This is a genomic window from Embleya australiensis, from assembly GCF_051903075.1.
In the GTDB taxonomy this organism is placed as follows: Bacteria; Actinomycetota; Actinomycetes; order Streptomycetales; family Streptomycetaceae; genus Embleya.
This window is the reverse complement of sequence record NZ_CP182423.1, coordinates 293,858-318,163: the sequence shown is the minus strand read 5'-3', so window position 1 is coordinate 318,163 and position 24,306 is coordinate 293,858. Positions and strand designations below refer to the sequence as shown.

Here is a 24,306-nt window from a genome sequence, read left to right as displayed (position 1 = left end):
CGGTCACGGGGATACGAGGCCGCCGGTGGGCTTCGTGCCCAGGCCCTCGGCCTCCGTGTCGATGTCCGCGGATTCCGCCGATTCCATTCGAACGCCCTCGACTCCGGCGTAGAACTGCTGCGCCCACAACCGGTATCGCCCGATCGGTCCGTCGCCCTTGGCGAGCTTCGGCTGTTCGACGTGTTCCTGGTGGTTCCACATCAGCAGGTCGGCGCCGGTGTCCAGACTCGCGACCCGCTGGACCAGGGCGCTGCTCAGTCGGGCGATGGGCAACACGGCGGCACGGCCGATGTGTTCGGGCAGGCCCGGCAGGCCGGTGAGCTCCAGCTTCGTGCCGAAGCGCAGGTGGATGCGTCCCGGGGTGGTCGGGGTGGCGTGGAGCATCACGTACAGGTTGCCCGCGCCCCGGGGCAGCACCGTGCGCGCCGCGATGGTGGCCAGGCCGATCACGGTGAGCGTGTACGACTGGCGAAAGCCGCGCATGACGGTGCCGCGCGCGGTCGCGGTGACCGTGGCGATCGGCTCGCCGGCCATCGGTTTGCCGTCGATGTCGAGATCCTGGAGACCGTGCAGCGCCGGAAGGTGGCCCCAGTCGAACGCGTTCTCGATCACGTCCTGTGGGTGGCCGGCGATGTCGAAGGTGTCGTGGCTGTACGGTTGCCGATCGTCCATCGGCAACCGCGGCACCTGCCACTGCGGAGGCAGGTCGAGGGCGTGCCGCCATACGTAGATCGAACCGTTCGCCTCGCACACCGGGTATCCGGTGAGCGACGCCTTCGGTGCCGGCCCGCCGTAGCCGGTGCGTACGCAGGTGCCGGCCGGGTCGAACGCGAACCGGTGGAACGGGCAGACGATGTCCTCGCCCTCGATCGAGCCGCCGACCCCCAGGTGTGCGCCCAGGTGCGGGCAGCGCGGTCGAACGGCCCGCAACACGCCCTTGGCCGTTCGGTACAGCACGACCTCGGCGCCCGCGAGCGTCCGGGTGGTGAGGGCCCCGGGGCGTACCTCGTGCGAGAAGGCCAGGCAGAACCAGCCGTTCGGGTGCGGGCGGGTGGGTGCGTGCAGGGTGTCGGCCGGGGCCGCCTCGCAGGTGCCGACCCGTCGGGCCCGCAGAAGCCCCTTCACCAGCGGCTTCACATGAGGCCTCATGGCATCGCTCCTAGTGGTCGAGCGGGCATCCGCCGGTGCCCGGTGTCGCGGGGGACGGGGTGGAGGTGGACCGTTTCGCGTGCGCGCGGGATTCGGCGATGACGGTGGCGTTCGTGCGACGTTCGTCGAGACGCAGCCGCAGTCCGCGCGAACTCAGGCTGGTCTCCACCTTGGGTCGGAAGGGTTGCTCGCCGACCGGGGACAAGGTCCAGCGCGCGACGACGGCGGTCAGCGCGAGCACGGCCTCGGTCAGGGCGAACTGGTCGCCGATGCACTTGCGCGGACCGGCACCGAAGGGGATGTAGGTGGCCCGGTCGGGCTGGGCGTCGAGCCAGCGGTCCGGGTCGAACCGGTCGGGTTCGGCGTACAGGTCCGACCGGCGATGCAGGAGGTACGGGCTGAGCACGATGGTGCTGCCGCCCTTGAGGCGCACCCCGCCGAGTTCGGCGTCCTCGCGCAGGGTGCGGGTCATCATCCAGGCGGGCGGGTACAGCCGCAGCGTCTCGGTCACCACACGGCTCGCCAGGCCGAGCGAGGGCAGGTGCCCGGCCTCGAGGGTGCCGCCGTTGTCGGCCAGGACCTCGTCGGTCTCGGCTTGGAGGCGCCGCTGCACGTGTGGGTTGTCGGCGAGCAGATGCAGTGCCCAGGCCAGGGTGATGGCCGTGGTCTCCATCCCGCCGAGGAAGAACGTCAGTGCCTCGTCGGCGAGTTCGGTGTCGCTGAGTTGCTTCTCGCCGCCCTCGCTCTCCTCGTCGACCGCGCCGACCAGCGCGGAGAGCAGGTCGGCGTGATCGGTGGGGTCGGCGCGACGCTCGGCGATGATCTCCTCGATGGTGGCCGAGAGTCGGTGTCGGGCCTCGTCGTAGCGCCGCTTGCCGGGCGTCGGCAACCCGCGCAGCAGGGCCGGTGTCATCATCCGGCGGAAGAACGCGCTGACCACGGTGGAGGTGTCGGTCAGGGCCCGCCGCATGGTCTCGTCCGGCAGGGCGCCGCTGAACATCGTCTCCATGGTGGCCCGGGTGGTCAGCGTCATCATCTCCTGGGTGATGTCGACCACCTCCCCGTCGCGCCAGTCGGCCGCCTTGGACTGGGCCGCCCGGGCGAACACCGCCGCGTATCCGGCGAGTCGGGTGGGGTGGAAGGACGGCTGGCACAGTCGGCGCTGACGCCGGTGCAGGGGGTACGCGCACGTGGACAGGCCGTCGCCGATGACCTCGCGGATCCGGTCGTAGATCGCGCCGCCCTTGTCGAAGACACGATCGTTGAGGAACACCTGCCGGGTCAGTCCCGGGTCGCAGATCATCACGGCGGAACTCGGGCCGAGCCGAATGCGGACCATCTCGCGATAGCCCGACAGGGACGTGATGAACGCCAGCGGATCGCGCAGCAGCGGCAGTGCGTGGCCCAGCAGGGGAAAGGCGCGCGGGGCCAGAGGGACCGACGCGACGCCGGCCCTGGCGGTGTTCGGCATGGGCGACCTCATTCCTGTGCCTGGTGCGTCCGAGCGGCCGGTGCCGCGGGGGCGGGGTCCCGGGTGATCTCGATCAGCGCGGTCGTCCAACGGAAGCCGAGCCCGAAACTCAGGAGGAGCACACGGTCGCCGGCCCGCGCGGTGCCCGAGCGAAACAGGCGGTCCAGACCGAGCAGCACATCGCACGGCCCGGCATGGCCGAGATGCCGGCCGAAGGTCCAACTGGTGTCCTCGCAGCGCAGATCGAGCGGCGACCCGGCGAGCACCAGGTCGAGCACGATCGACCCGATCGCGATGGCCACCACGTGCGTGACGTCGGCCGGTTTCGTGTCGGTCTCGTCGAGCACGCTCTCCACGCACCGGCGGGTGGTGCGTCGCAGCGTGTCCATGTGTGGCATGAGCCCGCTGTCCTCGATGGGCAACGGCCGGCCGGTGTCGTCGCGCCCCTTCCGGACCCGGGTCAGCATCTCCAGGCGCGGCTCCACCGCCTGGGCGGTCGCGGCCAGCCGGGCGAAGCCGGTGCCCCGGGTCAGTACGGCGGCTGCGCCCGTGTCGCCGGCCACGTAGCCCATGTCCCGTGCGCCGCCCCAGCGTTGCTCCGGGAACCGGGCGCCGGCGGTGACCAGCGCGGCCTTCGCGGCGGGGCGGGCGGTGAGATGTTCGGCCGCGGCGATCAGCGCGGCGGCCCCGCCGTCGCTGGCGGCGCACAGTTCGTAGCCGATGGTGTGTGGTCCGCCGAGCACCCGCAGCATGTAGGTCCCGGGCGTGTAGTGGTCCTCGTCCTGGAAGTTGGCGTGCACGAGCGCGCTGAGTTCGGCGGGCTCCACGTCGGCGTGGCGCAGCGCCTTGAGGCCGGCGCAGGCGGCCATGCGCGTGGGTGTGTGGTCGGTCGCGATGGCGGCGGAGGTGAAGCCGTTGAGCGCGGCCGGGCGCGGTTCGGCGGTCGCCGGCGCGTCGTGCGGATCGGGTACCGGGACGATGGGCGGGATCCAGGCGCCGGTGCCCGCGATCGTGATGTCCTGCCACAACATCGCTGTCTCCTCGGCTGTCACGAAACGATCGATCCGCGGGCGTCGGCGAAGGGGCGTACGAGCTCGCCCCGGTGGTCCGGGTCGTATGCGCTCGCCGACGCGATCCGGGCGAGCGTGCGGCCGTCGGCGGTCGCGGCGGTCAGCACCCCGGTGGCGAAGTCGCAGTGCAGTCGGATGGTCGGATGCTCCGCGCCGAGCCGGCAGTCGTTGCCGGGTCCGCCGAGGTCGACCTCGCCGAGCCCGGCCATCGGGCCGAACCGGGGCGGGGGTTCGCCGGGTGGCGGCAGCAGGAGCAGGTGCACCATCGCGTCCAGCAGGACGGCCGGCACGATCATGTCGGCCAGGGCCGGTGCCCAGGCGGTGTGGTCGAAGCCGTACGAGGCGGTGTTCCCCTCGGGTCCGCGAGCGTGATCGCGGGTGCCGGCGAACGGACCGGTGAGCGAGATCGGCGGGTTCGAGGTGTAAACGGGCATCGCGAAGTCGGGTTCGGGCAGATGCGTCGAGGAGTCCGGGGGTGGCGCGAGCGTGGGATGGTGCCGTGCCAGCCGGACCCGCGTCTCGCACAGGAGGTCGTTGAAGCGCAGGACGCGGCCGTTGCGGCCGATCCGGTGGGTCGTCATCCGGACGGCGACCTCGGCGCCGCCCTGCCGGCGGCTCGTGACCCGGGCCTCGATTGCGACGGTGCGCGGCGGCCCGGTGAACCCGACCGTGATCGAGGTGCGGCAGCGCAGGTCGCGGAATCCGGTGACCACCAGATCGGGGCACAGGAGCGCGGCGGCACCGGCCGCGGCCTCGAGGGTGAACGTGCCGGGCAGCGTGTACTCGCCGTTGACCCGGTGGTGGCGCATCCAACGGCCGTCCCGCTCGGCCAGGGTGCCGGGGTCCCAGGTCTTGGTGAGGACGACCCAGTCGGTGCCGCGGTACAGGACGCCGTCGAGCAGCGGTGTGGTCAGGCCCGGATCCGGCACGGCGGGCGGCGGAGGGTCGGGGACGGGCATGGGCAGGCCTTCGGGCGAGCCGTGGGCCGCGATCCCGCGCGTGTGCAGCAGGGTGCGCTCGTCCTCGCGGACGAAGAACGTCACCCCGCCGGCCGGTGGGCGCACGACGGTGGCCAGGAACTGGGCGCAGCCGAGGGCGTTGTCGATGTAGGCGTCCATCCGGTTGCGCTTGAGGGTCTCGCGCATGGTGACGCTGCTGGCCACGCCGGCGTCGCGCCAGCCGCTCCACAGGATCGCGAACTCGTGCCGGCCGGGCGGTGCGTGCCGACGGGCCCGGGCGCTCGCGTACGCGAGGTATTCGTTGGCGGTGCAGTAGTCGACGTCGCCGGGTGCGGGTGCGAGCGCCGCGAGGGTGCCGAAGTTGACCCAGGTCCGGGGTGGACGGCCGGCCAGGGCGCGTTTGAGGTTGCGGTATCCGGTCGCCTTGGTGGCTCGCACGGCGCGGAAGTCGGCGAGGGTCTTGGCGTGCAGCGCCCGTGAGCGCAGTTCCAGGACGGTGTTGACCAGCAGGTCGATGTGCCCGTGTCGGTCGAGCACTTCGCCGAGGACGGTGGTGGTGCGCTCGGCGTCGAGGACGTCGCAGACCCGGTGGTGCACCCGGTCGGGACCGCATACCTCGGCCAGTCGGCGCATCGTGCGGCCCACCTCCAGGCGCGCCTGGGCCCGGTCGTAGACGGCGCGCAGTTCGCCCACCGACGCGTGGGGGTGTTTGCGGCGTTCGGTGATGATGAACTCGGCCTGTGGCGGCAGTGTCTCGCCGGGGTCGGGCGGTGGGGTACGGCCGACGACGTACACGTGGGGCCGGTCGACGACGCGGGCGAGCGCGTGCACGATCTCGGGCGTGATGCCCCGGGCGCCGCCGAAGGCGACCACGACCGCGCCGGGCGGCAGTTGCTCCCCGGCCGTCGGGTCCGGAGCGTCGTCGACGACCGCCATGGTGAGCCAGGCGTCGGAGCGGCAGGCGAGCGTGTGGGTCGGTACCTGGGCGCCGGCGGCGCGGGCCAGCCGGGCCAGGGCGCCGGCGGCGTCCGGTGTGTCGGTGAGCAGGGCCACCCCGCCGCACTGGCGGATCTCGGCCCGGACGGAGCGGACGAGACCGACGATCAGCGCGCTCGACGGGGTCGGCAGGTCGTCGGGTATCGCCCCGATCAGGACCGCGGCGAGCGAGCCGCCGTTGCGCAGCGCGGGTAGCGCGGCCTGGACCGTGGTGAACGTGAGGTCCTGGAGATGCTCCATCCGGCCGATCTCGGCGTCGTCGGTGCCATCGCCGTCGGGGGTGCCGTCGTCCTCGGGCAGGCGGGACAGGATCCGGATGTGGCGGGGGACGAACGGCAGAGCGGCCAGGGCGGTGGGCGCGTCCTCGGGCGGCACGTGGGTGGTGGCGCCGATGCCCGGACTCGGTGCCCAGACCGCGACGTCCGGACCGTGGGCCGCCGCCGCTGCGGCGAGGTCGGGGGAGTCGGTGATGACGACGGTGCCCGGGGGGATGGCCTGGTCGGCCGCGTCCGCGGGGGGCGGCGTCGTGGGGACGAGGCGGATGGTCTGGCGGCGCCCGAGGTACGCCTCGGAGTGCCGGTCCGTCGGGGCGTCGCGGTCGGGCGTGGTGTGTGGTTCCTCCGGAGGGATCCGGTGGGCGCGGGCGTGCCCGTTCGATGTGACCCGGTCGGGGTCGGCGTGTCCGTCGGTGTGTTCCTTCGGCTCGACCCGGGTGGACGTGGCGTGTTCCGGCTTGGAGCGGTCGGCTCGCTGCCGGTCCCGCCGGGGCGGGTCGGTTCGCGGCGGGGCGGCCGGTGGGGTGAATCGGATCGGCGGTGATCCGGGGGCGGCGGGCGCGACGACGGTGGCGGTTCCGGTGACGACGGCGCCGAGGATCGTCAACACGGCGTCGAGCGAGAGGTAGGTGTGCCCGGCGTCGGTCAGTGCCGGCAGCGCGTGTGCGGGTGTCGTGGTGGTGTCGTCCCCGACGAGCGCGGTGGACAGGCTGCCCAGGATCGGCAGATCGTGTTCGCGCGCCGTGGAGCGTCGGGCGATCGCCAGCACGGCGGCGCCCTCCGCGATGGAGCGGCCCGGCGGCACCAGCCCGGCGAGATGGCGATCCCAGCCGCTGATCGGGCGCAGGCAGACCGCGCCGACCAGGGCGAGGTCGCAGGCACGGTGCCGGAGTTGGCGAAGCGCCAGATCGATGCCGGCGTGCGCGGAGTCCCGGTGCGCGTAGACGCTGGTGCCCATGCCCCGGAGGTCGTAGTAGTTCGCGGCCCGGCCGGAAAGGATGCAGGAGACCGCCCCGGTGAAGTCGTCCTCGTTCAGGTCGCCGGGGATCACCCCCGCGGCCTGCGCCATGCCTTTCGCGAGGTATTCCCGCAACCGCCGCGCCTGGTCGGGGTCGGGCAGGATGTCGAACGTCGTGGCGCACTCGGCGGCGTGCACGCGCAGCGCTGCCCGGGTGTTGTGGGTGGTCGGCAGCGACGACCCGATCACGACAGCGGTTGTGGGCCGCAGCTGGTTGCCCGGCTCGCCGAGCCGGTCCAGCAGAGGACCGAGGGCCTGCAGCGTCATCAGGTGCGCGGCATCCATGTGCCGCATGGTCAGCGGTGGGATGCGCACCCGCCGAGGGGAGGGCAGCGGATACGGCAGCCCGAAACCGGCCTCCGGGCGCGGGCCGGCGCCGGTGAGCCAGGCGGGTACGTCCACGGGGTCCGGGCCGGGCAGGTGGGCGTTCCAGCCGACGACGACCAGGTCCTCCGTATCGGCGATGTCCGCCCCGCCGCGCCGCCCGGCGGGTGTGCCCGCCGGCACGCGGTCGGAGAGCACCACGTGTGCGTCGGCGCCGCCGAGACCGAACGCCGACACCCCGACCACACGCGGCCGGGTGTGGTCCGTCGGCCAGGGCGCGTCCACGAGCGGTACGGTCAGCCGCGAGCCGTCGCCGAGCACGGGGTGGGGATCGGTGACCACACGCTGACCGGGGATCGCCTCGCGTTCGAACGCGACCAGCGCGTGGGCGACGGAGACCAGGCCGGCCAGGACCCCGGTGTGTCCGAAGACCTGCTTGTTCGACGTCACCAGGCAGGCCCGCTCGCGAGGCCCCAACCGGGAGAGCAGCGAACGCAGTTCGATCTCGTCGCCCACCGGCGTTCCGGTGCCGTGCGCCACGATCCAGTCCACGTCGTCGGCCTCGACGCCCGCGTCGGCCCAGGCCCTGGCGATCGCCGACTCCTGGCCGCGCATGGCCGGGGCGTGGATGCCCTTGCCCCGGCCGTCGGCGGCCAGACCGCTGCCCCGCACCACACCGAGCACCCGGTCGCCGTCCGCCACGGCCCGCGCGTACGGCTTCAGCGCGAGCATCACCGCGCCCTCGCCGATCACGGTGCCGTCGGCCGCCCGGTCGAACGGGCGCACGTTGCCGCTCATCGAGATGCCCTGTGCCCGACAGAAGAGGGTGAAGCCGATCGGTTCGACCACCGCGGTGCCACCGGCGAACGCCACGTCGCACGAGCCGTCGCGCAGCGCCTTGACCGCCGCGTCGAGGGCGAACAGGCCGCTCGCGCACGCCGAGTCGAGGGTGAGGTGTTGCGCGTCGTCGGGGATCAGCCCGCGCAGCGCGTCGCGCGAGACGGACGCGGGCAGGTACGCCTGTGGGCTGCCGCCGTCGCCCGCGTAGTGCGCGTTGATCGCGTGGTCGGCCAACTCGGCCAACCAGTCGCCCTCTTCATCGACGGGGATCGCCTCGCGTACCATCCGCCGGTACTCGTCCCCGAGCACCACGGCCTGGGAGCCGAGCCCGGTCTGGTCGTGGATGCCGGTGGTCGCGACGAACCAGCGGTCCTCCGGACGCCGGTGTACCCCCGCCAGGGCCCGGACGGCGCAGTGCCGCAACCACCGATTGGTGCGCGGCCACCCGGGGTGGTCGACGTTGCCGTCCGGTTCGGTGATCGAGGCGGGGTCGGGGACGAACGTTTGCACGTAGCCGGCCTCGCGGACGTAGAAGGCGTCGGTGTCCGCGCGGGTGGGGGCCCAGAAGTGCGTCAGGTCGAAGGCGGATGGTTCGCTGCGGATCGGGGTGCCTTCGCGCAGCCGGTCCCAGAACTCCTCCGTGGAGTTGGCGCCGGGTAGGACCAGGCCGAGGCCGACCACCGCGATGGCTTCGGGGTCGGCGGGCGGCACCCGTTCGGGTTTTGGGGTGGCGACCGGCGTCGGGACGCGGGGTCCGGGATGCGCGGCCTCCGGTGCGTCGGGGGTGGGTTCGTTCACCTTCGGCGTCGTTGTGCGCGTCGCTGCCGGCGGGGTCGCGCGGGTGGGCATGCCGACCCGGTTCGCCAGTTTGCTGTGCAGACGGGCACCCTGCATGCCGCCGATGGCGATGCCGCCGTCGGCGACGATGGTCTGTCCGGTGATGAAGGCGGAGTCCGGGTGCAGGAGGTGGGCGATCAACGTGGCGGCCTCCGGTGTCGACAGGGCGCGGCTCATCAGTTCGCCCGTTTCGGCGGGGTCGCCGAGCGCCGTTGGGGGATCGTCCAGGTTGTCGACGAACTCGCTCGCGACGGTGCCCAGTTGCACGGTGTTGACCCGGATGCCTTGGTCGAACAGTTCGAGAGCCAGGTAGCGGACGAGGGATTCCAAGGCGGCCTTGGTGACGCCGCCGGGGCCGTAACCGGGGATCGGCAGGTGGGCGCCGACGCTGGACAGGCACAGGATGTTGGCGTTGTCCCGCCCGGCCATCAACTCGGCCGCCCGGCGCGAACAGTGGTAGGCCGCCATCACATTGGTGGACCACGCCCGCTGCCAGTAGGTGTCGTCGATGTCGAGGAGGGGGAGGAAGGCGCCTCCGGCGGCGTTGTTGATCAGGATGTCCAGGCCGCCGTGCCGCTCTGTCACCAGATCGAACATGCGGTCGATCTCGCCGGTCTTGGCGACCGAAGCGCGAATGAACTCGCAGCTGTGTCCGCGCTGTTGCAGCTCGGTCCGAAGCGACTCGGCCTGCTCGACGGAGTGGAAGTAGTTGACGATCACGTGGGCGCCGTCGCTCGCCAGCCGGCGCACGATGTCCGCGCCGAGGCTTCTCGCCGCACCGGTGACCAGGGCGACCCTGCCGCGCAGGTGGTCGGTGTGGGTCATCGTGCGGCGGCCTCGGCTCGGGCCCGCACGACGGACTCGGCGATGCGGCGCAGGGTGGCGAGCGTCAACAAGGAGGTGTTCGCCCGCAGATCGGGCAGGTCGTACCGGTCGGAGACCCGCCCGAGCAGGGCCACCTGCTTGAGCGATTCCACCCCCAACTCGGATTCCAGCCCGTCGTCCTCGCCGAGCAGATCCGGCGGATAGCCCAGGAAGTCGCCGTACATCAGCCGCAGTTCGGCCAGCACGGACTCGTAGTCGAGCCCGGCGGGTGCGGGTGCGGCAGTGGGCGGAGCGGCGGCGAACGCCGTCACCGGGAGGGGCGCCGCCACCTTCGCGGGCACCGGGTCGGCGACGGGGTGCGCGGCGGGCGTGGGTGCGGGCGCCGCCGGCGACGGCATCGGCGGGGCCGGGGCGGGCAGTGTGACAACCGATCCGGTCGACGCGAGCGCGCTCGTGTGCCCGACCCCGTTGCCGCCGGGCGATGCGGCCGGCACCGGATCGCGGAAGAGCCCGCCGCGCGGCGCCTCGGCGGCCAGTGGCCGTACCGCCGCCCACGGATCGCCCTCGCTCAGCGGAACCACACACCGCACACCCGGGACCGAGGCCTCGACGAACTTGGTGACCACCGGCCATTCACCGCACTCCACGAAGGCGTCGACGCCCCCCGCGTGGAGATCACGGATCGTCTGCAGCATCCGCACCCGGGCGGTGAGGGCGCCCGCGACCAGATCGACCGGATCGTCGTCGCCGACGTCCCGGCCCAGCCAGGGGGAGCACACCCGCCACCGCCCCGTGCCGTAGGGGACCCGCGGTGCGCTCGCGCGCAGGTCGCGCGCGGCGTGCACCATCGCCGGGGTGTGGGTCGGATGCGGGACGTCCAGCCGCAGGCTCGGCCAACCCAGCGTGTCCGCCACCCGTTCCACGAACGCGATCAACGGCTCGGGCCCACTGAGCACACTCTGTCGAGGGGCGTTCTCGCAGGCCAGCACCAGGTGGGGATGGTCGAGCAACCCGGCGAGCGCCTGCGCCCGGCGCCCGTCGACACCGACCGCGAGCATCCTGCCGCCCCAACCCTGCCGGGTCAGCGCCTGGGAGCGGGCCACGGCCAGGCGTGCGGCGTCCTCCACGGCCAGGTGTCCCGCCGCCGCCAGGGCCCACAGTTCGCCGATGCTCTGGCCGACGATCGCGACGGGGCGGACCCCCTCGGCGACCAGCATGTGGTGCGTCGCGAGGCTGACCGCGTAGATCTCCAGATACTGCACCTCGGGGCCGCGTCGGTCGCTCGTCCCGTTGTCCTCGATCAGCCGGGGACTGATCTCGGGCAGCCCCATCTCCCGGGCCGCCTTGTCGATCCGGGACAACGATTCGCGCACGGTCTCGTAGCGGTGGTGGAAGTCGCCCAGGATGCCTGCCCGAGGAGCAGGCACCGTACCGGGCATGACGAAGACAGAATCCATTACGTGCGTCACCCTCTTTTCCGTCCCGACGGTCGGCGATGTCTCATCGGCCGGCCGGAGCCCTGAAGCGCACGGCGGTGCAACGAAATCGACGAGACGCAATACGTTCGCCGTGCGCGATATGGCGAGAGGCGGGGCCGCCGGAATGCGACCCGGGTATGCGATGCCGTCGTTCGGAAATTCTCGGCGTCGCCGGCCTGTTGTCGATTTTCCGGCCCTGAACCGCGATGTACCGCACCGTGCCGTTCCGCACGCCGGTGATGTGTCCGACGTGGTCCGCGATCCGCCGCACGCGGGATGTCTCGATGGAGTCGCGCCCTTGGGGAAGGGACGGCGATTGTCACTTGTCGATGCTTCGGGGAGTTTGCTTTCTTCGCCGAATGGGTTGCCACGCCCATGTCGAAACAGTCTCGGATTCGCCGCCCGAGGGTGACCAGACCATCCTCTGCTCATCTGCTGCTCGGTTCTGCTCACCGCCGACTCGCTCGAGGCGAGTGCCACGAGGTCAGAACCGAGCGCCGGCCGGTCTGACGGCGGACACGCCGCGGGTCACCTGGTGCCAGAGGAGTTCGCTGACATACCGGATGCCCAGGGTCAGATGTCGACGGTAGGTACTGAACGGCAACTCCACGCGCCTCGCCGCCGTCTCCTGCGTCGGTGCCCCGTCCACGAAGGTCACGGTCAGAGCGCGGTGTGCCTTGACGCTCCTCGGGTCGCTGCCGAGGGTGTCGATCGCCCGCTCCAACGCGTCCCGGAGGGAGCCGCCGGTGTCGGCGAGCAGCCCACTGCGCGAAAGGGGGTTGCGGGCGAGGGCGTCGGGGCGATGCCAACACCGCAGCGCCTCGCGGACGGCGTCGTCGAACTCGGGCCGTGCCATGACGGCCGACCTGTCGAGGCAGCCGGCCGACTCCATCGCGGGGCGCAGGGCCCGGGGCGGACCGGTGTGTTCGAGGGTGCATTCCAGCGGCTCCGCCCGCCAGTCGTGTCCGAAGATGCGGTGCGGCCGTCTTTCGGCCACGGCGTCGGCCCGGATCGGATGGAACGGACCGTGGGCCATGGCCGAGGCCCAGGAGTCGGGATCGGCGGGGGTGACGAACGACCAGGCAGTCTGCCGAACGAGCAGTACCTGCGCCGCGATCCTCAGCAACATCAGGTCCAGGACGGGCGACGGACCCCGGCCGGGGTCGGACGAGACCATGAATCGAGCAATCCCCACCCGTTCCTCCGGCCGCAGGGCGCCGGCCGCGCGGACGTGCGCCCACACCGCGGCCGTCACCGGATCCGCTTGCGACTCCTCGTCGTTCGCGCCCTGCAGCGTCAACCACGCCGAGAATCCGTGCACTTCCCCGGTTTCGGATCGCCGGTACACGCGAAACGCCTCGGGCCGCCGGTCGAGCCAGAAGCGGACGATCGCCGCGGATCGGTTCCCCTCGGCCGCCTTCGCCATCCGCACGACGGCCGCGTGGTCCCGGCCGCGCAACTCCTCCTCGCGCACCCCGCCCCGGCCCCGCCACGCCATGAGGTCGCCCAGGAAGCCGCCACCGCGGTAGAGGTACATGATCGGGGCGACGGCGGCGATCGGGTCGGAGCCGCGTGCCTCGACGGCGCGCTTGAGTAGGTGATCGCGGATCCGACCGTGCATGGCGGCGTAGCACTGGGGATCGCGCCAGCGCAGGTCGGCGTCCACCGCGTTGCGTACGACTTCGTGCGGGGAGAGCCCCAGCGGCCCGGCCTCCATCGAAGGCAGCCGACGAAGCCAAGCGAACAGGGCGCCCGCGTCCTCTCCCGGCAGCGCCGCCCGTAACAACTCCTCCGTCGTCGCACGGGCGTGACAGCAGACCTCCAACGCCTGCCGATGAGCCGCGGACGGCGGATCGCCGACCAGATGCTCCACCAGCCTGGAGTACAGCTTCTGTGCCGGGAGTTCGCCGGCGGACGTGGCGGCCTCGAGGGCGAACTCGGCGGCCAGGGCGAGCGCCAGCGGATGACCGCCCGCGAACGCGAGCAACGGTCCGTGCGGTACACCGCGCGACTCCAGCAGGGCTGCGGCATCCTCCGGCGAAAGGTCTTCCAGCCGCACCACGCGCACCACTTCGGCCCAGCCCGGGTCGGTCTCCCACACCGGCGCAGGGGCCCGGCGACCGGCGAAGACGGTCAGCGACCCGACCGGCAACCGGGGCAGGAAGTGGTCCCGCAACCAGGACTCCAGGACCTGGCAGCGTTCGAAGTCGTCGACCAGCAGGACCGCGTTGTCACCGGTGAACATCCGCGCCGCCGCGAGTTCGAACGCCGCGGGCGAGGAGCCGACGCGGCCGGAGACCTCGATCACGGTGCGCCCGGCGGCGCGCGCATCGACGGCGAACTGCCTCAACAGCGACGACTTGCCCACCCCGGCGAGTCCGTGGATCAACAGGACGGCCAGCGAACCCGGTTCGCCGTCGAGTGCGCGGCGGAACAGTGCCAACTCCCGGGCCCTGCCGACGAAGGCGCGGTTGCGGGCCGCCTCGAGGTGCTGTGCGAGGCTGGGGAAGGAGTGGTCGTCGGCCGATGACGTGCATTGCAATGTGGGACTCCAGTGTGCTGAGGGGCCATGCGTGCCCGGGACGCGCCGCAACACGGCACGGCGCACCCGCGGGTCCCGAAATGGCCCGGACGTTCGTGGACGCGGGAAGGGCAGTCGTGGTCGGCCGACACCGACGAAGGCGGCCCGCGCCACGGCGAGCCCGACGAATCCCCTCACAACTCACGGTACCTCTGCTCTTGCAGACAGTCACCGGCTCGCGATCGCACTCCGGCGCGTGCGCCCGGCACGTGTGCGAGATCCCGCCTGTCGAACTCCCGGACACAGGCGCCGATTACGAGGGCCGGGACACAGGCGCGCGGCTACCACGTCCGTGCAGGCCGGGACGAGGGGAGCGGCCGGATGCGGGGCCGGATCGACGACGGGACCGGGGCGGATTGTCCACCAGCGCGCGCCGGGGCGCCGGCTCGCACGAGCCGGCGCCCCGGGCCGATGAACCGCCGATCGGTGTACGGCTATTCGGCGATCCGCGTGGAGTAGCTCCACCGGAAGAGCGGCAGGCTCGCGCCTTCCAGTTCCACCACGCCGCCGGTGTATTCGTAGTGCTCACGGCCGTTTCGGAAGGCTACGGAAACCTTTTCCGGTAGGCCGGGTCCGGTCACCACAAGCACCCCCGGCAGCTCGGGAATCCCACCCGTCAGAGCCACTCGAATCTCGTTGTCCGAATACGTCGGAACAGCGTCACTGTCCATCTTCCACCTCGCATTTGCCCGTCACCACGCAAGAGGGGGCGGCCGGATCGCGGCCACTCCCGGAATGTGTTTCCGCACAACGAGATCGACCGGGAGTCGACCGCCTTCCAAGAAAAGCAACACGGAAGGCGCCGAGCACAGGGCGCACGAACGCATGATGGGCGCACAGGCGACCGAAGCGGCGCACGACGATGCTTGGCCACTTCCTTCACACCGCTCCGTGCCGAACAACACGGCGCACGCCCCGCACGGCACGTGCGGCACATCCACCGAAGCCCGGCCGGCGCTTCGTCGACGTCGAACGGTCGGGAACCGCCTGGTGCCCCGGGCGCTCGCCCCGCGCGGGTTCAGCGAGGTCAAGCGCCGGGGCGAGGCGTTCGCCGCGTTTGGCCGTGAGTCGACCGAGGCCACTGACCACACTGGTCGCGCGGGAGCACGCCGACGCCGGGCAGGGCAGTGATGTGCTCGGCGATGCCGGGGCGGATCCCGTTCGGCCTCGACCAGGGCGGTAGGCGAACGCAACGGGCGCGGCCACCGACCCGAGGTCCACGCTCGATCATTCGTTCGGCCGTGCCGGAAGCCGTCCGTCGACGCGTTGTCCGGACGGGGTCGCCTTCGTCCCCGGGGGTGGGGCGGTCCCCACCCCCATCCTCCACCTGGCGCCATGGTCGAAGGGATCACCTCGTACCAGTGTGTTGTCATGCCCACTCGACGCGAGACACTCGCCGCCTCGGCCGCCGTGACCGGCGCCGCGTTCCTGCCCGCCGTCCCGGCCGCAGCGGCCACGGAGGCCGATTCCGGTCGGCCCCCCGGCGGCACCATCGCCCTCGTCCACGCCACCATCCTCGGTGTGGGCCCCGACCGAACCGTCCTCGTCCGGGACGGCCGCATCGTCCGCACCGGCCGTTCGGCCGAGATCGAGATCCCGCGCGGGACGACGACCTACGACCTGACCGGCAAGTACGTCGTCCCGGGCGGCCTCGTCGAGGCCCATGTGCACAACGACGGGCCCGAGAGCGTGATACCACCCCTGTTCCCGCTCACCGGCGTGACCGCGGTTCGCGAGATGTGGGGCAAGCCCGTGCACCACGCATGGCGGGACGAGGTCCGCGCGGGCCGACTCCTCGGCCCCCGCTGGGTGATCGCGAGTTCGATCATCGATGGGCGGCCCTCCATCTGGGCCGGCGAGGTCGGCAGAGTCGTCGAGGTCGCGGACGCGTTGTCCGCACGCCGCGCGGTACGCGAGGCGAAGGCCGAAGGCGCCGATTTCGTCAAGGTGTACTCCCGGCTGGACCGCGAGGCGTACGAGGCGATCGCCGACGAATCCCGTCGCCAGGGACTGCGTTACGCGGGTCACTGCCCGGACGTGGTGCCCATGGCGCGCGCGAGTGATGCCGGGCAACAGTCCATCGAGCATCTCCACGCGCTGACGCTCGCCACGTCCTCCCGAGAAGACGAGATCAGGCGGGCCATCGCGAGGATCCGCATCGATCCCGGTCTCGGTTCCAGCCTCGATCGCTACGCGAGTTGGTTCCGGCAGGTGCATCCGCTGGAATGGCAGGCGATTCGCAGCTTCGACATCGGTCGTACACGGGCCCTTTTCGATCGGCTGGCCGCCAACGGGACGTGTGTCGTGCCGACTCTGACCGTTCATCACTGCCTGGAGCGCACCGACCAACTTGCGGTCGACCCGGAGGAGACTCGCTACCTGCCCACCTGGATGACCGACGAGTGGAATCCCACGTGGGCCGCCCTGACGGCCGGTCGCACCGCGCGCGACATCGCCCAACTCCGGGAGATCTACGCGCACCGGCTCCGTCTGGTCGGCGAACTCCACCGGGCCGGTGTGCAGTTGATCGCAGGCACCGACACCGGTACCGGTTACGCGGTCCCCGGCTTCTCCCTGCACCACGAACTGGAACTGCTCTCCGAGGCGGGAGTGCCCGACCGGGACGTCCTGACCGCCGCGACCACCGCGCCCGCCCGCATGCTCGCGCTGCCCGCCGACCGCGCCGACCTGCTGGTTTTGGACGCCGACCCACGCGCCGACATCCGCAACACGCAGCGGATCGACTCCGTCCTCGTCGGGGGCCGCTACGTGGACCGCCGGGAACGCCGGCTCCTGTTGGACGAGGTGGCGCGTGCCGCCGCCGCGAGCAGGCCCCCCGCCGCAGGTGCGGCGGCACCCCACATCTGCGTTCACTGACCACCCCCACACTCGGACGCACGGATCACGGAGCGGATGCGGGCGACGTCCGCGGACTTCCAGCGTCGGCTCGCGGACCCGCCGCGCCCGGACCTGGAGGGCGGACGCGTCCGGGCCGAGGCGGACCCCGCAGCGGAGGCTTCGGCGCTCGTGGCACCGGCCGAGGGTTCGGCGTACGACGTCTCGCCGAGTACGGCGTACCTGGCCTCCTCGGCCGCCGGGTCGTGGCGGGCGCCCGGTACGAAAGGTTCCTACGCCGAACTCGTCGTCACCGGTACCGGACGCGCTGGACCTGTGGGGCGCCGCCGCGCTCGCGCACGACGGCGCCCCACGGCTCGATGATCCGAGGGCGCGTCATCCCTCGCCTCCCGCGCGCTCGCGTTCTACCAGATCTCCTCGACCCACTCGGGGTGGTCGACGAAGGGGTTGCGGTTGTGTTGGTAGTCCCGGTGGATGAGGTCGTTGCGACGTCGCTCGAAGGCGTCGGGCGGGTCCTGGGCGCTCCAGGCCTTGAGTACGGTGATCCGGCCGATGGACGGGGCGGATCCGTTGCCCACACGATCGTTGGGCTCCAGGTCGGGGAAGCCGTCGCCGCCGTCCCAGCGCACCGCCATGTAGAGGATCATGCGGGCGACATCGCCCTTGACGGCGTCGCGCGGTTCGAACGAGTCGCCGTCGGTGCGGTTGCCGGGGGCACCGGTGACCGGGGAACCGCCGTTGTCGAAGTCCTTGTTGCCTCGGATGCCATTGACGGTCACGTCCTCCGCGCGCAAATGGTGCAGGTCGGTGCCGGGGCCGGTCGCGGTTCCGAAGTCGCCGTGGCTCTTGGCCCATACGTGCTCGCGGTTCCAATCGCCGCTGCCCCCTCCGGACCGGCTCTTGGCGATCGACCGACCGGTGTAGAGCTCGACCACGTGCGAGGAGTCGGCGGGATCCTCGTCGGTTACGCGCAACGCGTTCCAGACTCCGTCGTAGTTCACGGCGGAGGTACCTCGACTGATGATGGTGTGCAGGGCGGCCTTCAACGCGGGCCCGGTCAGGCCCAGCGCCGACGCGTAGTAGTCGGCCGCGGCGGGCGCGCCCCGCTCGATCGGTGATTCGTTGGGGGTGGCCTGGGCGGTCAGGGGGGTCACGAGGGATATCAGCATCGCGCTCAGCGCGATTCCGACAGGCGGTCCGAGACGCATGAGGGCTCCACGGGTGGTGGGGGCGACGTGGGCAGTTGGGTCGCGCGTCGTGCGGTCGTCGATCGGCGGGTCGCCAGGGGGCGAACCACCCCGATCGAGCGGGCTGTTCCCGCCGTACGGATCACGATGGTCCCCTCGCGCCGAACGCCCCGACCTGTCGGCGGATGGGACGTACGGAGCAAGAAGACGCCGACCGATCCAGAGTGACCGGCTCTTCGCGCCGACGGGATCGGGCATCGGGTGAACATCTCGTGACGAGTCCCCTCACCGGTTCGGGGATGCGGCGTGCGTCGCCCCCGCGAACCCGGACGGCAGAGGCGATGGCGACAACCCGGCGGCCCTCTCGACGCGTTCGGCCACATCCGAGACCTCGCCCGCGCGTAGGAGGCGGCTCCCGGGTGCGGTCGCGGTCAACCCCGGAACCTGGCCGGTCTCCGCCGGATCACGGCGAACGCGGTCTCGACGTGCGGCTCGCCGGTCCCATGGCGACCCACGCGACACGTCGCCCGCCGCGGATTCGAGGCCTTCCCCGCAGGCTTCGACCCCAGGCATCGCCGGTGCAGACCGCCGTCCCTGTTCGCCCGCGGCCCCAGCTGCGTGCCGGCGGCACCCCACCGGACCGGTGGACTCTCTCCGGGCGGGCGAGAACGAGCATGGGCACTCGACCCGAGCGAGCGTGGGGAGACCCAACGTTCCCTCCGATCGGGCGACGAGTGACCGCCACGAGGTTCCTCGGCCCCGCCGGCGGGCAGCGAAGGGGCGAGAACGGGGGTGCACGCAATGCTTTTTTCACCCCCTTCGTCGGTCCGCCACTTCCCAACGGCTCCGTGCCACGGATGGTCGGTGGGGAACGCAAATCATCAGCAAATGTCAGAAAGGACAGGTCACGATGAGCACCATCACCCTGTACGGCGCCACCGGCACCATCGGCTCCCGCGTACTGGACGAGGCTCTGCGCCGCGGCCACACGGTCACCGCCGTGGTCCGCGATCCCGCCAGACTGACGGTCGGGCATCCGTCGCCGACGGTGGTCGTAGGCGACGTGCTGGACCCGACCTCGGTGGCCGAGCACGCCAAGGGCGCGGATGTGGTCGTCAGCGCGGTCGGCGGAGGCGACGGGCCGGGCCACCAGGCGCTGATCGAGCCGTCCTTCGAGGCGCTGGTGGCGGGTCTGCGCACGCTGGGCTCGGCCGCGCCGCGGCTGATCACCGTGGGCGGCGCGGGCTCGCTGCGCACCCCGGACGGCAGGCAGGTGTGGGACGCGCAGGGCCTGCCGGAGTCCGTGCTGCACATCATGCACGCTCACGGCGACGCGCTGGAGTTCCTGCGCACCGTCACCGACGTGCGGTGGACCAATCTCTCCCCGGCGGCCACCATCGCCCCGGGCAAGCGCACCGGCGCGTATCGCGAGGGCTTGGAGGACCTGCTGATCGGCCCGGACGGCGCGAGCCGGATCTCCACAGAGGACTACGCGGTGGCACTGGTGGACGAGATCGAGCGGCCCAAGCACGTCGGTGGGCGCTTCACCGTGGCGTACTGACCCGCCACCTCGATACACCACCCGGCGGGCGCAGGATCGCTGCGGCGATGCCGACGTCGTGGCCTGGGAACCGTGACAGCGGCCGACGTCGGCGTCGCACTGTGCGCACGAGGTTGCCGTTTCACCGCGGACGCGGACGCGGACTCGGTCTCCGATCCGGATCGGGGGTGGACCGGGCGCCGCCTGTGTCGCGTGCTCGCGCGAAGGCGGTGATTGGGGCGTGCACGTGAATAGGCTTCGCCTCGGCGGGACTTCGCGCGATGGTCGGCGGTCTCGTGGATTTCCGGTGCTCGCCGGCGCGGCCGGTGGCAGGGGGCGGGCGATGGGAGTTCGATCCGAGCCACGCGATGTGACAGCGCTCCGGCGGTCGGATGTCCAGCGAGCCGAGTCGGGCTGCGGCGTCCGCAGATGGCAGGGCCGTCGCGGCTTGGGCCGACGTGACCGCCCCCGCGCCGGTGGCGGCGTCGAGACGCCGGTCCCGTTGCCGAAGTCCCTCGCGACCGGCCCGAATCCGGCCGCGAGCGTCCCCGTACTGCCGGCACGCCTTGCTGCGGGACTGAAAGATCTGATCCAGGATGGTGTGTTGTCGCTGCCTTCGGGCGAGGTCCGGGCCCCCGACGTGGCGGAGTTCGTGCGTCGGGATCTGGGGCGCTTCGACCGCACCCAACACATGACCGGAAATCACATCTTCGAGACGGGGGACGAGGAGGTCCGGTTGCGAGCCAACCCGCTCGCGGTCCACCGCCACGGCGCCGATACCCGGGGGCACTGGGACGTGGGTGCGGTGTACCACTGCGTGTGTGAACACACCGACGATGGCCGGCGGTTCGCGCGTCGAGTTGGAGGTCGTCTGGGAGAACGGCCGGGCGGACCCCTCCGCCTGAAGCCCGGCTCCGGACGCGACCGGCCTTGCGATTCGGTGTGCCCGATTTCCGCGCGGGAGTGGGTTCCCACGCGCAGGGCCGGGTGTGGCGCGATTCCCGGCCGGGGTCGCGAGGGCTTGGTCGCGGAGGGTTCGCGGGACCCGCCACCTGACGCTGTCCCGGCGCCCGGGCAGTCGTGGTCCACTATTCGGGCCGACTCACTCCGGGACCGGTGAATTCGGACGCGTGGTCGACGGCCCACTTCGCGAAGGTGCCGGCCGGGTGACCGGTGAGGCGCTCGACGTCGTCGGTGACGAGATTCGACTCCGGACGGTGGACCGAGGCCGCGATCAGGGCCTCCACCAAAAACCCGGGGCGGCCGTCCGCGAGCATGCGGGAACGCGCGAGCTCGGCGGGCACGGCCTCGAAGCGCAGGTCGCGCCCGAGCGCGGCGCCCAGGCGGGCGACTTGGTCGGCACGGCCGAGGACTTCGGGCCCGGTCAGAACATACGGCCCCTGATCGGCGGCGTGGGTGAGCAGTACGGCGGCGGCCGCGTCGGCGACGTCGCGTTCGTCGACCACGGCCGTGTGGGCGATATCGGGCCCCGACACCACATCGCCCGCCCGTAGTTGTCCGGCCCAGCCCCGGGCGTTGGAGGCCAGTGTGTCGCTGCGCAGGACCACGGGACGCAGGCCGGCGCCAAAGAGCAGGGCCTCCATGTCGGCGTGTACCTGGACGATGGGGTCGCTCTGGCGGTCGGCTTCGTCGTCGATCGCGTTCGAGGACAGGTACACCACGCGAGGCCCGGCCGCAGCCAACGCTGCGACAGGTGCGCGGGCGGGGGCGGCGTCGAACAGCGGCCATACGAGGAGGACGGCGTCGATGTCGACGAGCGTCGCGCGGAAGAAGGCGGGGTCGGTCAGGTCGCCGGCCACCCACTCGACGCCGGGGATCGGGTCGGGCAGGTGGCGCTGCAGACCACGCACGCGCGCGCCGCGGGCGACGAGTCGGGCCACGATCTCACGGCCGAGATTGCCGGCCGCGCCGGTGACGAGGATCGATGGCCGGGGGGTGGACGCGGAATCACTGGTGTCGGGCATGATCAAGACGCTAGGGGTTCATGTCGACACGAAGGCAAGCGACGGGATGATGACGATCGGCGAAGCCGCCGCGCAGGTCGGCGTGGAGGCCCACGTGTTGCGGCACTGGGAGCAGGTGGGCGCGCTCACCGTACGCCGCGACCGCCACGGCTACCGTGTCTACGACGACCAGACCGTGGAGCAGGCGCGCACCGTGTCGAAGTTGCGGCGTGTCGGCCTCTCGCTGCCCGAGATCCTCGCCGCGATGGCCCCGACGAAGGCGGTGGCCCAGGAGGTGGTGCGGGGGAAGATCGCGGCACTCGAAGCCGAGGTCGCCCACCGGCAACAGGCGATCGTCTTCCTGGCGCACACGGTCGAGTGTCGGCACCGCTATCTCGACGACTGCCCCGACTGCGCGTCCTTCGCCCGAGAGACGTAGCCTCCCCGCACGTGTGGTCACCTCTGCGGCCGGCAGGAGCAAGGCACCCTGCTCGAAAGCGTTCGCGGCCCCGCGGACCGATTTCCGCGGCAGGATCACGCGCGATCGCCCGAGGGCAGTCGACCGCGCCCGTGAACGAGACAGTGCGCGAGACGCCGTCCCTCGGCGACGCGCTCTTTCGCACCCGAGTCGCCCGCGACGCGGGCCGGCACCACGACCGTGACGATGCCCTGTGCCATCCGCTGCACCGCTCCTGGGTCGTTGGACCCGTGAGTTGACCGGATGCGCACTCACGTGGCCGAGCACGGCACGAGCCCCGAACGCACCGCGGAACTCGACGCCAGACGTGTACGCGTGTTCGCGATGCCCGCGTCCGCTCGCGCACCGCGCGCGTTCCACGCGGCGTCCGCGAGTGCCCACAGCGCGAGAGGCCGAGACACGGGTGAGCCCGCGAGGCGGCACAGCGCCTCGACTGAGGTGCCCTTGATCCTCCGGACAGGGACCCGCGTAGGGTTGTAAGGGACCCGAAAGAGAAAGCACGGGCCGCGCACGCCGGCAGACCCCAACGCCGACACCATCGACTGCGCATCGATCCCCGAGGACACCACACGGCACATCGGCCAACCCGCGTACCTGGTGTGCCTGCCGCCGTTGTTCGTCGACCACCACGCCACACAGGCGGGGCATCCCCTCCAACGCTGTCTCGACGACTGCTCCACCCTCGTCCACGCCTACGCCCACCTGGGCATGCGCGCCGAGACGATCGCCTCGCCGGAGCCGAACACCTTGCCCATCAGGGTGCTTTCGCCGGAAACGACCAGACCGCGAACGCGGTCCGCGAGGGGACCCGACGCGGCCTCCACCACCAGGTCGTCGCTGCCGGCCACCGGCACAGCCAGGGTCACCAGGTCGGCGTCGGCCATCTCGCGAATGGTCGTGGTGAACGAGCGCAGCCCGTCGGCGGGGGTGTCGCCGGAGAGCAGGCTGCGGGTCGGGTCCGAACTCGCCGCCAACCATCGTTCGCGGTGCCGGACGTCGTCGTACAGGCGTGCGTTGTCGATCGCGACGCCGGCGGCGGCGAGGGCGCGCAGGACAGCCTCGTCGTCTTCGTCGAAGTCGGCGCCGCCGCGTTTCTCGGTGAGGTAGGAGTTGCCGAAGACGGTGTCGCGGATGCGGATCGGCACACCGACGAAGGTGTTGATGGGCGGGTGACCTGGTGGGAAGCCGAACGAGTCGGGCCAGGCGGTCCTGAACAAACTCGGCCTCGAACGCCGGGTCCAGGCGGCGGTGTACATGACCGAGGTGCACCAGGGCAACGAGGGACACCGGACCTGAGACCGGCCCCCGACGCGCACCCATCGGTGTCCCCGAGCCGGCCGACGGCCCGGTGGGCATCGGTGGTTCCGCTCCGCGTCGGGGCTCTCGGTTTACCACCCTTCGAGACATCCGCGCGTCGATGTGCCGAAGGGGCGTTCGGGACCGCGGGCGTGGGTGAGTTCGTGGGTGACCTTTTCGACGCCGTCCACGGCGGCGCACAGCCCGCACCACGACGTCGACGAGGGTGGGGTGGTCGACCTCGCCCGTCAGATGTACGCCGGCGTCGCGGACCTCGACCTCGATCGTTCCGGGATCCAGGCACGGCGCCTCGCCGAGGATCTCGCGCTCGATCTCCGCGCGGATCTCCGCGTCCGACCGCACGAGGGCGCCCAGCAGGTCGCAGCGGCTGACGATACCCACCAGCCGCCCGGAACGGTCCACCACCGGCAGGCGCTTGACGTGGTGGCGGTCCATCAGCCGAGCCGCCCGCAGGGTGCTCGACGTCGCTGCCACGGTGATCACCGGCGCCGTCATCAGCCCCCGGGCGGTGAGCGCCTCGTCGGGTGGTGATGCCTCGTGTTCCCGTGCCGAGTCCGGCCGTGTCCGCGACGTCGCGGTGCTGGCGACGCGCGCGTGCAGCAGGTCTGCCTCCGAGACGATGCCGAGCAGCCGATGGGCGTCGTCCACCACGGGAAGCGCACTGACCTGCCACGTCTCCAGCACCCGGGCGATGTCACGGAAGCGGGCGCCGGATCCGACGGTGACGACGTCGCGCGTCATCACGTCCCCGATCGTGCCGTGTGTCATGTCGTACCTCCCGATGCAGGCGCTTGCGGAACGAGTTCGGCGGCGACCCCGTCGGCCCAGATGCGGCGGGGCGATCGCCCGTGTACCTGGCGCGTGCGGTATCCCGCGCGCTCGCCGGGGTGACCGCGCCCGCCGACGTGCACGTCGACCTGACGGCGCGTGAGAGTGTCGTCGTCGCCGACATCACGGTTGTCGCCTCCCCGACGGCCACTGCCTTCCGTCGTGTACGCGGTGCCGTCCGGACGGCCCTCGTGCCCTTCACCCCGGCCTGGCCATATGTCCCGGTGACGCTGTACCACCGCCCTCCCGAGATCCGGCGTGAGTGATCCGGTCGGACGTCTCGCAAGTCCGTTCGGTCCCGGCCGTTTTCCGT

15 protein-coding genes and 1 pseudogene are annotated in these 24,306 nt (G+C 71.9%); 5 read left to right on the top strand and 11 right to left on the bottom strand.

Features of this window, described 5'->3' with window-relative positions:
• Nucleotides 1-3 precede the first annotated feature (3 nt).
• From ACMXN5_RS31740 to ACMXN5_RS31710, 7 genes are all read right to left on the bottom strand, one after another.
• On the bottom strand, nt 4-1,149 hold the full coding sequence (locus tag ACMXN5_RS31740; protein ID WP_439678340.1) for a Rieske 2Fe-2S domain-containing protein: 1,146 nt from the start codon (nt 1,147-1,149) through the stop codon (nt 4-6).
• A 10-nt stretch (nt 1,150-1,159) separates the two neighbouring features.
• Nucleotides 1,160-2,620 (bottom strand): cytochrome P450, encoded by a 1,461-nt coding sequence (locus tag ACMXN5_RS31735; protein ID WP_439678339.1) that lies wholly within the window; start codon nt 2,618-2,620, stop codon nt 1,160-1,162.
• 8 nt (nt 2,621-2,628) lie between these two features.
• Nucleotides 2,629-3,651 (bottom strand): 3-oxoacyl-[acyl-carrier-protein] synthase III C-terminal domain-containing protein, encoded by a 1,023-nt coding sequence (locus ACMXN5_RS31730; RefSeq protein WP_439678338.1) that lies wholly within the window; start codon nt 3,649-3,651, stop codon nt 2,629-2,631.
• 17 nt (nt 3,652-3,668) lie between these two features.
• Nucleotides 3,669-9,764 carry an SDR family oxidoreductase gene (locus ACMXN5_RS31725; protein WP_439678337.1) on the bottom strand — a complete coding sequence of 2,032 codons (6,096 nt, stop codon included), beginning with the start codon at nt 9,762-9,764 and terminating at the stop codon, nt 3,669-3,671.
• Nucleotides 9,761-11,221 carry an acyltransferase domain-containing protein gene (locus ACMXN5_RS31720; RefSeq protein ID WP_439678336.1) on the bottom strand — a complete coding sequence of 487 codons (1,461 nt, stop codon included), beginning with the start codon at nt 11,219-11,221 and terminating at the stop codon, nt 9,761-9,763. Before ACMXN5_RS31720 ends, ACMXN5_RS31725 begins: the two co-directional genes overlap by 4 nt.
• 505 nt (nt 11,222-11,726) lie before the next feature.
• Nucleotides 11,727-13,784, bottom strand: a complete 2,058-nt coding sequence (locus tag ACMXN5_RS31715; protein ID WP_439678335.1) for an AAA family ATPase — start codon at nt 13,782-13,784, stop codon at nt 11,727-11,729.
• A 473-nt stretch (nt 13,785-14,257) separates the two neighbouring features.
• A complete protein-coding gene (locus tag ACMXN5_RS31710) occupies nt 14,258-14,494 on the bottom strand; it encodes a DUF5988 family protein (RefSeq protein ID WP_439678334.1) in 237 nt (78 codons plus the stop codon).
• A gap of 700 nt (nt 14,495-15,194) precedes the next feature.
• Between ACMXN5_RS31710 and ACMXN5_RS31705 the strand changes: the two genes are divergently transcribed.
• Complete coding sequence (locus ACMXN5_RS31705; RefSeq protein ID WP_439678333.1) at nt 15,195-16,700, top strand: amidohydrolase family protein; 1,506 nt, start codon at nt 15,195-15,197, stop codon at nt 16,698-16,700.
• Between the two features lie 383 nt (nt 16,701-17,083).
• Here the strand turns inward: ACMXN5_RS31705 and ACMXN5_RS31700 are convergent, their stop codons facing one another.
• On the bottom strand, nt 17,084-17,887 hold the full coding sequence (locus ACMXN5_RS31700; RefSeq protein ID WP_439678332.1) for an endonuclease I family protein: 804 nt from the start codon (nt 17,885-17,887) through the stop codon (nt 17,084-17,086).
• An 889-nt stretch (nt 17,888-18,776) separates the two neighbouring features.
• Between ACMXN5_RS31700 and ACMXN5_RS31695 the strand changes: the two genes are divergently transcribed.
• Both ACMXN5_RS31695 and ACMXN5_RS31690 read left to right on the top strand, forming a co-directional pair.
• The gene (locus ACMXN5_RS31695) at nt 18,777-19,427 is read left to right on the top strand and encodes an NAD(P)-dependent oxidoreductase (RefSeq protein ID WP_439678331.1); all 651 of its coding nucleotides are present in this window, start codon (nt 18,777-18,779) and stop codon (nt 19,425-19,427) included.
• A gap of 322 nt (nt 19,428-19,749) precedes the next feature.
• Entirely contained in the window at nt 19,750-20,526 is a 777-nt protein-coding gene (locus ACMXN5_RS31690; RefSeq protein ID WP_439681318.1) for a nuclear transport factor 2 family protein, read from the top strand.
• Here the strand turns inward: ACMXN5_RS31690 and ACMXN5_RS31685 are convergent.
• Entirely contained in the window at nt 20,495-21,391 is an 897-nt protein-coding gene (locus ACMXN5_RS31685; protein WP_439678330.1) for an SDR family oxidoreductase, read from the bottom strand. The genes ACMXN5_RS31690 and ACMXN5_RS31685 overlap by 32 nt on opposite strands.
• Between ACMXN5_RS31685 and ACMXN5_RS31680 the strand changes: the two genes are divergently transcribed.
• The gene (locus ACMXN5_RS31680) at nt 21,390-21,809 is read left to right on the top strand and encodes a MerR family transcriptional regulator (protein ID WP_439678329.1); all 420 of its coding nucleotides are present in this window, start codon (nt 21,390-21,392) and stop codon (nt 21,807-21,809) included. The two genes, ACMXN5_RS31685 and ACMXN5_RS31680, sit on opposite strands and share 2 nt — an antisense overlap.
• Nucleotides 21,810-22,540: 731 nt before the next feature.
• On the opposite strand, the gene ACMXN5_RS31675 is transcribed toward ACMXN5_RS31680, so the two are convergent.
• Both ACMXN5_RS31675 and ACMXN5_RS31670 read right to left on the bottom strand, forming a co-directional pair.
• A complete protein-coding gene (locus tag ACMXN5_RS31675; RefSeq protein WP_439678328.1) occupies nt 22,541-22,993 on the bottom strand; it encodes a hypothetical protein in 453 nt (150 codons plus the stop codon).
• A 403-nt stretch (nt 22,994-23,396) separates the two neighbouring features.
• Nucleotides 23,397-23,906: pseudogene (locus ACMXN5_RS31670) on the bottom strand (CBS domain-containing protein); the annotation flags it as partial.
• 107 nt (nt 23,907-24,013) lie between these two features.
• Between ACMXN5_RS31670 and ACMXN5_RS31665 the strand changes: the two are divergent.
• Nucleotides 24,014-24,259, top strand: coding sequence for a hypothetical protein (locus tag ACMXN5_RS31665; RefSeq protein ID WP_439678327.1), 246 nt, complete (start codon nt 24,014-24,016; stop codon nt 24,257-24,259).
• Nucleotides 24,260-24,306: the final 47 nt, after the last annotated feature.

What these genes read in the sequence shown, in the direction of transcription:
- ACMXN5_RS31700 (WP_439678332.1), bottom strand. Translation starts at nt 17,887, where the DNA reads ATGCGTCTCGGACCGCCTGTCGGAATCGCGCTGAGCGCGATGCTGATA.
- ACMXN5_RS31690 (WP_439681318.1), top strand. Translation starts at nt 19,750, where the DNA reads ATGGGAGTTCGATCCGAGCCACGCGATGTGACAGCGCTCCGGCGGTCG.
- ACMXN5_RS31705 (WP_439678333.1), top strand. Translation starts at nt 15,195, where the DNA reads ATGCCCACTCGACGCGAGACACTCGCCGCCTCGGCCGCCGTGACCGGC.
- ACMXN5_RS31740 (WP_439678340.1), bottom strand. Translation starts at nt 1,149, where the DNA reads ATGAGGCCTCATGTGAAGCCGCTGGTGAAGGGGCTTCTGCGGGCCCGA.
- ACMXN5_RS31720 (WP_439678336.1), bottom strand. Translation starts at nt 11,221, where the DNA reads ATGGATTCTGTCTTCGTCATGCCCGGTACGGTGCCTGCTCCTCGGGCA.
- ACMXN5_RS31725 (WP_439678337.1), bottom strand. Translation starts at nt 9,764, where the DNA reads ATGACCCACACCGACCACCTGCGCGGCAGGGTCGCCCTGGTCACCGGT.
- ACMXN5_RS31695 (WP_439678331.1), top strand. Translation starts at nt 18,777, where the DNA reads ATGAGCACCATCACCCTGTACGGCGCCACCGGCACCATCGGCTCCCGC.
- ACMXN5_RS31685 (WP_439678330.1), bottom strand. Translation starts at nt 21,391, where the DNA reads ATGCCCGACACCAGTGATTCCGCGTCCACCCCCCGGCCATCGATCCTC.
- ACMXN5_RS31680 (WP_439678329.1), top strand. Translation starts at nt 21,390, where the DNA reads ATGATCAAGACGCTAGGGGTTCATGTCGACACGAAGGCAAGCGACGGG.
- ACMXN5_RS31735 (WP_439678339.1), bottom strand. Translation starts at nt 2,620, where the DNA reads ATGCCGAACACCGCCAGGGCCGGCGTCGCGTCGGTCCCTCTGGCCCCG.
- ACMXN5_RS31710 (WP_439678334.1), bottom strand. Translation starts at nt 14,494, where the DNA reads ATGGACAGTGACGCTGTTCCGACGTATTCGGACAACGAGATTCGAGTG.
- ACMXN5_RS31730 (WP_439678338.1), bottom strand. Translation starts at nt 3,651, where the DNA reads ATGTTGTGGCAGGACATCACGATCGCGGGCACCGGCGCCTGGATCCCG.